We start from the raw sequence: 12,601 nt of genomic DNA on the forward strand, positions 1-12,601 counted from the left end.
TTATCTTATTAATCTCGTGCTGTTCTGATAAAAAACGATACGATCAAACCAATGATTGCAAGGACAACGCCGAAAATAAAGGCATCTTGAACGCCTGCAGTCAATGAACCGCTAATGGCAGATGGATCGAACGGATCTTCTGCATTTGCCATATAATTTTTTTGGGATGCTGACATGATCGTAATGGCAACGGTTGTACCGATGGCCCCCGATACTTGTTGCAATGTATTCATTAGAGCCGTTCCATCCGGATAAAGATTTTTTGGCAGTTGATTCAGGCCATTTGTCTGGGCCGGCATCATGACCATCGAAACACCGATCATAAGGAGGGAGTGCATGACGATTACCATTATGATCGTTGTTTCAGTCGTTACGTTCGTCAAAGTCCATAACATGACAATCATGATAATGAAGCCTGGAACCACTAACCCTCTTGGACCGAACTTATCAAAAATGCGCCCCGTAACCGGAGACATGATACCATTAAGCACTCCACCCGGCAATAGTACCAGCCCAGCAGAAAACGCAGCTAATGCAAGACCGGTTTGCAGATATAACGGTAAGAGAATCATGGATGACATGATGATCATGAAGGTAATGAAGACGGTTATTAACCCTAACGTGAACATTGGGTATTTAAAAACGCGCAAGTCAATCATCGGTTTATCCATATTGAATTGCCTCACAGCAAACAGGAATAACGCTATAAGTCCAACAATGATCGAGGTTAGAACGATCGCATTGCTCCATCCTTGCTCTCCGACAATACTAAAGCCATAAACAATTCCCCCAAAACCAATGGTCGATAAAATAATGGAAGGTCCATCGATTTTAGGTTTGGTGATTATTGAAACGTTTTGCATATACTTGAGACCGAATAGTAAAGCGATCACAAAGAACGGCAAAGACACCCAGAAAATGTAATTCCATTTTAGATTTTCAATAATCAAGCCTGAAACTGTCGGTCCGATGGCTGGGGCAAACATGATCACCAGCCCCATCAATCCCATCGTCGCTCCCCTTTTATGAATAGGGAAAATCAATAAAATGGTATTGAACATGAGAGGCAATAAAAGACCCGTTCCGATTGCCTGGATAACACGGGCTAGCATCAAGATGCCGAACCCGGGTGCAATTGCTGCAATGAGCGTACCAATGATGGAGAACACCATTGAGGCAATGAATAATTGACGAGTATTGAACCACTGAATCAAGAGTCCCGAAACGGGAACCAATATCCCCAATGTCAATAGGTAACCCGTTGTCAGCCATTGCACGGTTGAAGGACTGACATTGAATTCTTGAATTAGATCCCCCAGCGCCATGTTTAATGCCGTCTCGCTGAATAACCCGATGAACCCTGCAATTAAAAATGCAATTAATATAGGGGTCGTCCTAATGACTGGGTTTTGTTGCTGTGTTGCATCTGCTGACATAAAATAATTCCTCCAATTACTAACTGTTCGACCTAAGCTTAAGATAATTTTTCCGCATGACTTATTTATTTATCAGCAATAATGGTATCTGTTCCGCAATGGTTTGGAGAGGTTCCCCGTTTTTCGCCGTTAAGGATAAAAGGATACCGCCTTCAATCAAAGCATTAATTACGATACTCAATTCTTTTGCCCGTTTCTCACTGAAGTCCGCTTCGAGTAATTTCTTCACATAAATGGATTGCCAATCTTCCATCGCTTCTTGACAGGCCATTCTTATTTGCTCGCTCGTCGTATATGTTTCCGCTGCAATCGTCCCGATTGGCAGTCCTAATAGATTTTCACTATGACCAAAAACCTCGGATAAATGAAAAATATGAGACTGAATGGCTTTAATAGGGTCTTCAATTTCATCAAATCCCCGTTTAATTTCATCTATCACGAATTCTTTTGTATGAATAATCGCCTCGATCGCCAATTCTTCTTTGCCTTTCGGAAAATAATGATACAGCGAACCTTTTGGGATACCACTTTCCTCAATAATGTCCTTAAGCCCCACACCGTAATATCCACGTATACGAAAAAGTTTTGAAGCAGCTTCAATAAGAATGTCTTTCGAGTTTCGTTTCTCTGCCATAGCTGGATCACTCCTTAAAATTATATCAACCGGTCTATTAGGAACTATACTTGTATATCATTGTTTTGTCAAAGATGATACTTATGTATGCATGGATATGCGATTGAAACTCATTGGAAACAAAAAAGAACACCTCATAAATGGTGTTCTCTGCAAGTTTAAAAAATCGAGAAAATCAATACCTTCTTTAAACAACCCGGAATTTTTTAAAACGCTTCCATTATTAATCAAACACATCGGCCTGCCTCAATATCTTCAAGGATTCTTGTCATGATTTTTGAAATCAAGAATAGCAATTACAAACATGCCAAAGCTTAGCATCAGGGAAATAACTTCGAAAGTACCCATTCATACATCGCCTCCTTATATCAAGCATTTCCTGATCAGAGATTGTCCTATACAAGAAAAAGATGAAGCAGCGGCTTTTAAACAAAAATAAGCAAACCCAATAAGGGTCTGCCCTTGTACTCCATTCGAATTTCTTTTCAAAAGACCGATCGCTGTTAATAACCAAGTTTTTTTTCTACAACGTTCATTAGGGGTCTACCGTCAGAAAAAAGCTTTAAATTTCTCAGGAATAATTCCATCACACGATCTAGGTGCTTGGAAGAGTTGTAAGCATTATGTGGGGATACCATGACGTTTTCCAGCTGCCAAAAAGGGTGGTCCTTAGGTAAAGGTTCTACTTCAAACACATCCAGTGCCGCTCCTGCTATGTGCCCATTGCTCAAGGAATGAATTAAATCTTCATCGACAATCGTATTACCACGGCCGACATTGATTATATAGCTGCCTTTTTTCATTTTATTTAAGCGTTCTTTGTTAAAGAAGGCTGAGGTATCCTTTGTAAACGGGAGTGCCAAGACAACAAAATCGGATCTGGACAGGACATCATCCACTTGATCCATACCCATTATCAAATCAGCAGGTTCATATTCTGTGTTCCTCTTGGAAGGATTCCGGCGGCACCCGATAACGGTCATGCCCAGCGCTTTACATCTCTTGGCTATCTCATGGCCAATATCACCATACCCAATTATCCCCACTGTCGCATTTTCAAGATCTTTCACTGGAATTTCAACCCACGTTTTGTTTATTTGATTTCTGATCATTGTCGGTACGCCTCTTGCTAACGAAGATAGCATCGCAATTGTATGCTCGGCTATCGGGACAGATGTGCAGCCTTTGACATTGGTGATGATGACATCGCTGTTTTGTATATCTTCATTCAGCATGGCCTCCACTCCAGCACTGTCTGAATGGACCCATTTAATCTTTGGAGCTTTTTTTATAATGTTAAGATTATCATGAAGCCCCAGCGTATATAGGACATCAAACTTTGTTAAATCAACCGTTGGCTGTGGTTCGGGTTCGCCGAATTCCCATGGCTCGACAACAACTTCCGAACAAATCTCCTTAAACTGATTGATGTATTTTTCCGGTATATCGACCCTGATATAAAGTGAAGGTGCTGCTTTCTTAGAAGCGGACATTATAAAACCTCCTCAAGAACATACGATTCCTTTTTCCCTCTTTTACGGGAAGGCAATCCGTTGGGATTATACCATGCCGTGCTTCATGGTCACTTCAAGAAATCTGGTTGCTCTTTTCTGATCCTTTCCCACAGAGGCTGGAAACTCAGCCATCCCTCATATTCCGTTCCCGTTTGTTCTGCAGTCAATTTTGCATACTCTTCTTCTATAAAAATCGGCTTACCTACAGATTCAGCCATTATCTGTGCTTGGCATGAACGTTCCATCGTTATGAACCACCAAGCAGCTGAATCTACAGATTGGCCGACCGTTAACAATCCATGATTGCGGAGGATGACAGCTTTGTATTGACCTAAAGCCTTAGCAATGCGCCTACCTTCTTCTGACGCATAAACGACACCAGTAAAATCATTAAATAATGCATGATCATTGTAAAATTGGCAGGCATCTTGCGTAATCGGATCTAACAGTCTCCCTAAGGAAGACCATGTCTTTCCATAGACCGAATGAGCATGTGCCGCTGCAATCGCATCCGGCCGTGCTTTATGAATTTCAGAATGAATGGCAAAGGCAGCACCATTAATAGAATGTTCACCCTCTACAATATCACCTTTATGATTAACCAATATAAGATCCGAAACGGAAATTTGACTAAAATGCATCCCAAACGGATTGACCCAGAAATGGTCTGTATATTTAGGATCACGGACCGTAATATGGCCTGCTATCCCTTCATCGAAACCAAACTTTGAAAAAAGGCGGAATGAAGCTGCCAACCGTTCCTTCCTGTGAATGCGTTCTTCTTCCATTGTATTGAATGTTGCCGGTTGCAGGGAAATTGTCTTTGTCATATTTCATTCCTCCTCGAATCTTTTTCCGTTTTTTTTGCTGAAACATCAATTAGCCATGGTATCCATGTCAGCTTTGCCCTTTGCATCTTGCTTTACTTCACTTTCATTTTTATGATCATTATTGGAACTTAGGAGAGTGATCATAGTAATGACGACAAAACTAGTAGCGAGCCCTTGCAGAATTGGTTGAGTGGAGGAAGGTCCATTAATCACCAATCCGACAATGATAACGATCATGCTGGCGAGAATCGAGTAAAATGCCGCTGTAGCCGTGACCCTTTTCCAAAAGAAACCAAGGATGATCGGAAAGAACACGGCTCCGGATAAAATTGCGTAAGCTACATCCAATGCAACTAAAATATCTTGAATCCAAATCGAAACGATTATGGTCAATACACCAATCGTTAAAGTTGTAATTCGGGATGTTTTTAAAAATTGTCGTTCACTCATTTTTGGACCAATATATTTTTTAATGATGTCATTAACAACTAAAGTGGACGAAGCAAGCAAAGTACCTGAAGCAGTGGACATTAGGGCTGATACCACACTCGCAATGACAACCCCCAATAGACCAGCAGGTAAAGTTACCATCGCTATACTGGTAAATGCATTTTGGGGATCGCCTAAATCAGGAAGGATAATAAAAGCACACATTCCAATGATACTGATTGCAATCGCATAAAAAACACTATATAACCCCGCTCCAATCGTTCCGCCACGAGAAACAGCTTTCGTTCGTGCAGTGAATAGACGCTGCCAAATATCTTGGCCAACAACTACCCCGAGGGTAAATAATAGGAAATATTGAAAAATCGTCTCTCCGCCAATGTTCCCTAACTCGAAATGTGATGCTGGGAGATTTTCTTTAAGCGAGCCCCACCCTCCTGCCTTAGAGATGCTCATCGGAAGCATGATAAAGAAAATACCGATCGTCATGATGACGAATTGCACGACATCAGTCATTGTGACTGACCACATACCTCCTAATATTGTATAAAATAAAACGATCCCGCCCCCGACTATCATGGAAACCGTTAAATTCCAGCCAGCCAAAACATGTAAAATTGTCCCCATCCCGATCACTTGCGTTACAGTCAGCATGAATGTATAGATAACAGAGACAAGTGCACTGATCAATCTTGTCTGAGAGTTGTAGCGCTTCTCAAGCATTTCACTGATCGTCAATACTTTTAAATTAAATATCTTATTTGTTAAAAACAGCCCAATAGCGATAATGCCGAGCCCGATCATCACCACTAGCCAAATACCGGATATCCCAAACTGATAACCTAACTTTGCTGTCCCTAGAGTGGAAGCCCCCCCTAATATAACAGCTGCCAAACAGGATAAATACATAAAATGACCAAGATTGCGTCCTGCCACAATGAAATCATCTGCTGTTTTTGCCCGTTTAGATCCGATTACTCCCACAATGATTAAAACAGAAAAATATAGAATCATGATCGATATATCCAAAATATGCATGTCCACATCTCCTTTTGGGCTTGTAATGTTCTTATCGCTTTGTAAAGAGGGAAGAAGGACTTTACCGCTTCCCCCCTTCTTTACAATTAAATGAAGAAACTAGTTATTAAATTGCGTTTCCAAATCTCCGACTCTCTCTTTCTTTTCCATTTTCCCTTTTTTTGCGAGTGCGATGAGTGTGATGAATTCATAGACAATATTAGCGGCTGCGGCAGCCGTTATTTGTCCGTGATCGTATGATGGTAAAACCTCAACAAGATCGAATCCAACAAAATCTATATTCGTCAATCCTCTCACAAATGCTAAAGCATCATCAATGCTGGCACCGGAAACTTCTGGAGTCCCCGTCCCCGGAGCATAAACCGGATCTAAAAAATCAATGTCAAAAGATAAAAACACCGGACCATTCGCAACACGCTCATGAATGACCCTTAACATCTTTTCGACCCCGATACGCTTATAATCGTTTGTCGTGTAAACTCCCAAACCTAAATCCCGGGCATCCTGAAGATCTTCGGGTCCGTACAGACCTCCCCTCATACCAATTTGAAGAGATCGCGATACATCGATGAGCCCCTCTTCTATTGCGCGGCGAAAAACGGTTCCGTGATTATACTTTTGATCAAAATAACTATCCCAAGTATCAGAGTGAGCATCGAACTGAAGCAGGGCAACGGGTCCATGTTTTTTTGCGATTGCACGTAACTCCCCTAGTGTAATGGAATGATCGCCTCCCAATGAAATCGGAATGATCCCTTTTTCAATGACGGGGGTAAGCTCTTCTTCGATCTTTTTATATGTTTCCGAAATATACCCCGGGATGATCGGAACATCCCCATAATCTATTCCTGATATATAGTCAAAAATATTAATATCTTGTTCTGGATTATAAGGACGTAAAAGGATTGAAAAATCGCGAATGGCTTCTGGTCCGAATCTCGCACCCGTCCTAAATGATTGCCCGGAATCAAATGGAATTCCTGTAATGACAAAATCCATATTTTCATCTAACTGTTCAACAAATGGGAGCCGCATAAACGTACGCACTCCACAAAAACGGGGTGATTTGAATGAGTCTTTCGGTTGATACTTCGTCATGTAACATCCTCCTAAATTCTAATTCTACTATTATTTTTGTCACTCCATTGCAATTGCAGATGTCATACAAACTTCCATCTTTTCTAATAGAATGGATATTCATAACACCCTTGTTCTGAATTTCTCTTCTTACCTTTTACATAAGCAAGATTCAGGCCAATTATTTCGCTGCGGTATATAAGGCTTTTCATTATTTTGTTTCATCAAATGATTAAAAACTTAATCATTTTCTTGTTTTTTGATTTAATTTTTGATTATTTAGACTTTTTGATTTATATTTTAATTAAGCAGCACCCCAAAACCCAAAGGAGCGTAACGTATGTACGATGACATGCTGGAGGAAGAACTAAATAAAATTATTGAAACATCGAATAATAACATTCTCATTACCGATCAAGATGGAATCATTTTATATTCCAACCCAAAGCTTTGGGAGATTTATGGTATGAAAAGTGACTCTTATATCGGTACCTCCGTCTATCAATTAGAAAGCGAGGGCCTTCTTGCACCTTCCATCAATGCGATTGTTTTAAAGGAAAAGAAAGCGAAACGCATAATGCAAGAAACAAAAACGGGTCATGTTGTCATGTCGACTGGCTATCCCATTTTTAATAAGGAAGGTCACCTCGTTAGGGTAATCAGCTATGGTCAGGATCAAACCGAGATCCTGCAATTGCAGGATCAATTTGAGCAATTACAACGAAAAGTTAAAGGCTATCAAACGGAAGTCGAGGATTTAAGAGAAAAAGAACTGGATTACCATTATCTGATTGCCAGAAGTAATGAAACGAAGCATATTTTAAAAACGATTCATAATGTTTCAAAAACCGATGCCACGATTCTCTTATTAGGACCTTCCGGCGTAGGGAAAAGCACTTTTGCCCGTGCTGTTCATGACCAAAGCAACCGAAAGAAAGAACCATTTATCGAAGTGAATTGCAGCACGATACCTGAAAGTTTGTTTGAATCAGAAATATTCGGCTATGAGGCGGGATCATTTACAGGGGCAAATAAGCAAGGGAGGCAAGGCCTGATCGAGCAGGCTGACAGCGGAACTCTTTTCTTGGATGAAATTGGGGAACTCCCACTTGCCATGCAAGCTAAATTACTGAAAGTACTACAGGAGAAAAAGATAAAGCGCATCGGTGGAAAAAAAGAAAACCATATTAACTTCCGCCTAGTTGCAGCAACTAATCAAGATTTGAAGGAGATGGTAAGTCAAGGTAAGTTTAGATTGGACTTATTTTATCGTTTGAATGTGATTCCCATCCAAATTCCGGCATTGCATGAACGTAAAGAAGATATTCCTCTCCTAATTCAGCATTACTTAGAAAAAACCAATGATAAATACCAGAAATACAAAAAAATCCATCCATCGACATATGAAGTTTTGACCCATTATCATTGGCCCGGAAATATACGGGAATTAGAAAACTTAATTGAACGGTTAATCCTGACCATCGAAGAGCCAATTATATTTCCCGAACACCTTCCACAATCCATCACAGGGCAAGTGGCCCCCCCGGAAGATTCCACCTTCCTCGCAATCGAACAGGAATGTGAAGAGAATTTCGATTTAAAAAAGACACTGGAAAAAGTTGAAAGGCAATTGATTGCAAAAGCATGGAAAAAATGTAAAACCACATACGAAATGGCAGAACATCTGGGCATCAGCCAGCCAACAGTCATCTATAAATTAAAGAAATACAAAAAGTATTTGTAAATTCATCTGGACTGAAATCCCCCGTAATCCATGAATGGTCCTTAGCCTTTAGCCATAGATGCTGTTCAAGCTAAGGGCGCTTTTTTTAATATTTGCCGGCAATTCGATGTGAAACCTATGAAGATTAAAAGATTATTCCAATATAAAGGCCATCAAAAAAATCCACAGTCAAGTTGAATGGGATTCACAATATCACGTTTCCATATTTTAATGTTACTGCTTACATTATTTCAAACGGATGATCTCCGTGAAGCTCCTGCAACACCTCTTAGCGACCATTCACAGGAACGTTAAACACAGTGTTGGCTCCATTCACTGTAAATGACCCTGAATTTTGGTTACTTATAAGCGGAAACCGGTTGCCTCCACTATTCCTGTTGGACCGGTTTCACCTGTTATTCCTATCGATCCTGTTGCTCCGGTTGTTTCCCTGCTTTAAAGACTCAATATTTCATACTGTGAAAAATCCTCCTAGTATGTTTTCCCCACAAATGTGGTTTATTCACATCTTAGTCTGCATGTAAAAAGGCTCCCATAAAAGGAAGCCATCTATTACTAACATAGCAATCTTGCCATACACTTTATGGTTTAAAGCTTTTTTCCAATTTGGAACCGCAAGATTCGCGGATGATCAACTCATCTTCCAGAACGAATTTTTTCTTTTCAATGGTTCCGCCTTTCATTAAGGTCAGCAATAAGTTCGTTGCCTTTTTCCCTATTTCGTACTTAGGCTGGTCAATGGTCGTCATATGCGGATTAAAAATCGATGCTATTTTCAAATTATCAAAACCTACGACAGCAATATCCTCGGGAACGCTCAACCCATGATCCTGGATTGCCTTTACAGCTCCCAGCGCCATTTCATCATTAAAAACGAACACTGCTTCAGGCTTGTTTTCAAGCGATAATAATTTCACCATCTGGTCATAACCTGAGTCAATGCCATAATCCCCTTCCTGGATGTATTCCGGGTTTACTTTCAAGTGATGCTTCTTCATTGCCTGCTGGAACCCCCCTAGGCGATCCCGGCTAAGAATGATGTTCATAGGCGCTGTTATATGGGCAATCCGTCTATAACCAAGCTTGATTAAATGTTCCGTTACTTTTCTGGCACTGCTTACATTGTCGATCGAAACAGTTGGAATGTCCAGTCCGTCCACGTATTCACATGCCAATACAATCGGAAATTGATTTGATAGTTTTTCCAGGCTTTCCCTATTCATTCGAGCAGTAAGGAGTAACGCTCCATCTGCCTGCTTTTTGTATAGCAAATCGATATATTCCTTTTCCCGTTCAATATCGTTCTCCGTATCTCCCAATATAACCTGATAGCCATTTTCTACAGCTGTATGCTCAATGCCCCGAAGCACTTCGGAAAAAAAGGGCCTTGTTATATCCGGAACGACGACGAGAATGATCTTTGTCTCTTTCGTCCTGAACTGACTGGCAATCATGTGAGGCTTGTAATTCATCTCTTCAATCACCTGCATCACCTTTTGTTTAGTATCCTCGCTGACTAAATCCGGCTGTCTGAGCACTCTTGAAACGGTTGCAGGAGATACGTTTGCCAATTTCGCCACATCGCTCATTTTCATACTATTATCTCCACCTGCCAATTTCTTTTTTTTATTTTCATTAAGTCCATTATAAAGTAATTTAGACTTCATGTTAAAACATCGAATTCTCTAGGCAACGTTTCTTTCAAAACATTCATGGATTTTTTCACGCCCGTTAGTGGTTCCATTGTCAAATCTTCCATTTCGAGAACGATGGGCCCTTCATAACCTATCATTTTAACGATAGTAAAAAACTCCTTCCACCAGCCACTGTCGTGTCCATAACCGAGTGCAACATAATTCCATGATCTATCTGCATATTGGTTCATCGGTTTCACATCAATCAATCCCTGGACATCATATATCCCTCTTTCTAAGCGAACATCTTTTGCATGAATATGATAAACAGCGCTTCCTAAATTCCTTAATGCTGCGATGGGGTCACCGCCCATCCAAAATAAATGACTCGGATCAAAATTCATTCCGACCGTATCACCGACTTCATGCCTCAATTTAAAGAGTGTTTCAGGATTGTAAACTAAATTGCAGCCTAGATTTTCGATGGCAACCTTTCTAACCCCATTTTGTTTTGCCGTTGTCACAGCTTTTTCCCAATAAGGGAATGCCACTTCATTCCACTGCCAATCAAGCATCTCAAAGTGTGAGGGCAAAATGGGATGTGTCAGCCAATTTGGCGTCCTGTCGCTTGGTCCGCCGCCGGGACACCCCGACATCATGACAACCGTTTCAACACCTAAAAGCCCAGCTAGCTGAAAGGTCTTATTAACAACGGCTTTATGCATGGTTCCTTCATCTGATGGATCAAGCTGATTGCCAGAACAATTCAACGCTGCAATGCTAATCCCCCTTACATTTAATTCATTTAAAAATTGCTTTCGTTTTGCTGCATTGCCAAGAAGTCCATCGAGATCGAGATGTGGAGCCTTCGACCAATTGCCGCATCCTAGCTCCAGAGTCTCTATACCCTGATTCACACACGTATCCAGCATCTCTTCAAATGGCATGTAACCTAAAATATCTGTAACTAAACCAACCTTCATAAGTGCTCCTCCTCTATTAAACTAGCATCCCTTTCACATCGCTTAGTTCAATTTCAAATTATGTTTTATTGCTTTCCTTTCAAGGTGACTCCATACAATCATAAAGAATACAGCGGTTAAACCTAATGACCCCGCGAAAAAAAATCCTGAAGAAATACCTAAATGAGAAATCAATATTCCTGCAATGAAAGGTCCAGCGAACATACCAATCGCGTAGATTGCTTGATACGCCCCCATGGCCGTTGCCCTTTTTTCAATGCAAATCGTCTCTACCGCCATTCCTAAAAACAAGGGAAAAAGAATGCCTAATGAGAATCCATTCAATCCTTGAATCAGAAAAAGCAGCCCTTTTGTTTCTATTAATGGCGTACATGCTGTAAAAATGGCCGTTAGAGCAAAAGCTAGTTTCAGTAACTTCCATTGTCCGAATAATGGTACGAATATTTTCCCGCTAAGCATGGTGGCAATAGCATGAGGAATCATGAATGAAAAGATGACCATGCTGATCTCATCAGTATGGAGTCCAAGTTTTAAGGCAAATGCCGGGGTGAAGCCGAACATTGTCGAGAAGATGATGCCATGTGCGAGAATGGATAGAAATGATACTTTTAAAAGCGCCGGTTCAAGCATGACTGATAACAGTTCTTTCAATTGAATGGGCTCTTTTTGAAAATCCTCATTTGATTCGTAAATAAAAAGCGAAAGGACGATACCAACGAAACCGATGATCCCGCCTATCCAAAAAGGTGCGTGCCATCCCCATAGATCGACAATGTATCCGCTGACCACCATTCCAAGCAGCTGTGCCAGAACCACAGCTAACGAGATACTGCCCATCGCTCGGTGAAGATCACGTTCTGAAAAATAGCCGGAAAATAAAATGGTGAAGGCTACCCAGGTGGCGGCGGCAATTCCAGCTAACGAGCGGGCCAAAAGGATACAGCCTAAACTATCGGCCCATGCAAATGTCACGCAGCTCAATGTACTTACGACCATTCCAAATATAATAAAAGGTTTTCTTACTTTTATTAGGTCGGATAGGATTCCGAACGGAAGCCTGAAGAGAAATTGCATTAGCCCATAACTGCCTAATACCATGCCGATAAATGTATAATCCCCTCCAATCGTCTCAAGGTAAGGAGACAAAATGGGAATATAAATGAAATTAGAAAACCAAAAAATAAAGCAGAGCACTAAAAACAAAAATCTATTACGTGCGGTATGTAAAAAAGTCATTTCAACACTTCCCCTAACCAGCGAACTA

General features: G+C 40.8%; 11 protein-coding genes. 1 reads left to right on the plus strand and 10 read right to left on the minus strand.

Annotated elements, in window-relative coordinates; genetic code table 11:
• Window positions 1-8: 8 nt before the first annotated feature.
• The 7 genes from A6755_RS22550 to speB all read right to left on the minus strand — a co-directional run bounded on the left by A6755_RS22550 (window position 9) and on the right by speB (window position 6,997).
• Window positions 9-1,436 (minus strand): MDR family MFS transporter, encoded by a 1,428-nt coding sequence (locus A6755_RS22550; protein WP_063592025.1) that lies wholly within the window; start codon window positions 1,434-1,436, stop codon window positions 9-11.
• 61 nt (window positions 1,437-1,497) lie between these two features.
• Window positions 1,498-2,070: a TetR/AcrR family transcriptional regulator gene (locus A6755_RS22555; protein WP_063592026.1), complete on the minus strand. Its 573-nt coding sequence runs from the start codon at window positions 2,068-2,070 to the stop codon at window positions 1,498-1,500.
• Between the two features lie 255 nt (window positions 2,071-2,325).
• Entirely contained in the window at window positions 2,326-2,418 is a 93-nt protein-coding gene (locus tag A6755_RS28380) for a putative holin-like toxin (protein ID WP_220126990.1), read from the minus strand.
• A gap of 155 nt (window positions 2,419-2,573) precedes the next feature.
• Complete coding sequence (locus tag A6755_RS22560; RefSeq protein WP_063592027.1) at window positions 2,574-3,563, minus strand: D-2-hydroxyacid dehydrogenase; 990 nt, start codon at window positions 3,561-3,563, stop codon at window positions 2,574-2,576.
• Window positions 3,564-3,652: 89 nt separating this feature from the next.
• Complete coding sequence (locus tag A6755_RS22565) at window positions 3,653-4,414, minus strand: class II aldolase/adducin family protein (protein WP_063592028.1); 762 nt, start codon at window positions 4,412-4,414, stop codon at window positions 3,653-3,655.
• A gap of 45 nt (window positions 4,415-4,459) precedes the next feature.
• Complete coding sequence (locus A6755_RS22570) at window positions 4,460-5,899, minus strand: sodium:solute symporter family protein (protein WP_063592029.1); 1,440 nt, start codon at window positions 5,897-5,899, stop codon at window positions 4,460-4,462.
• A 99-nt stretch (window positions 5,900-5,998) separates the two neighbouring features.
• On the minus strand, window positions 5,999-6,997 hold the full coding sequence (gene speB / locus A6755_RS22575) for an agmatinase (protein WP_063592030.1): 999 nt from the start codon (window positions 6,995-6,997) through the stop codon (window positions 5,999-6,001).
• A gap of 319 nt (window positions 6,998-7,316) precedes the next feature.
• Here speB and A6755_RS22580 point away from each other — a divergent pair, with 319 nt between their 5' ends.
• The gene (locus A6755_RS22580; RefSeq protein ID WP_244889710.1) at window positions 7,317-8,720 is read left to right on the plus strand and encodes a sigma-54 interaction domain-containing protein; all 1,404 of its coding nucleotides are present in this window, start codon (window positions 7,317-7,319) and stop codon (window positions 8,718-8,720) included.
• Window positions 8,721-9,301: 581 nt separating this feature from the next.
• On the opposite strand, the gene A6755_RS22585 is transcribed toward A6755_RS22580, so the two are convergent.
• The 3 genes from A6755_RS22585 to A6755_RS22595 all read right to left on the minus strand — a co-directional run bounded on the left by A6755_RS22585 (window position 9,302) and on the right by A6755_RS22595 (window position 12,573).
• Entirely contained in the window at window positions 9,302-10,315 is a 1,014-nt protein-coding gene (locus tag A6755_RS22585; protein WP_063592667.1) for a LacI family DNA-binding transcriptional regulator, read from the minus strand.
• Window positions 10,316-10,383: 68 nt separating this feature from the next.
• Window positions 10,384-11,337 (minus strand): sugar phosphate isomerase/epimerase family protein, encoded by a 954-nt coding sequence (locus A6755_RS22590; RefSeq protein ID WP_063592031.1) that lies wholly within the window; start codon window positions 11,335-11,337, stop codon window positions 10,384-10,386.
• Window positions 11,338-11,379: 42 nt separating this feature from the next.
• Window positions 11,380-12,573, minus strand: a complete 1,194-nt coding sequence (locus A6755_RS22595) for an MFS transporter (RefSeq protein ID WP_063592032.1) — start codon at window positions 12,571-12,573, stop codon at window positions 11,380-11,382.
• Window positions 12,574-12,601: the final 28 nt, after the last annotated feature.

This window comes from Peribacillus frigoritolerans (genome assembly GCF_001636405.1).
GTDB classification, from domain to species: domain Bacteria; phylum Bacillota; class Bacilli; order Bacillales; family DSM-1321; genus Peribacillus; species Peribacillus frigoritolerans.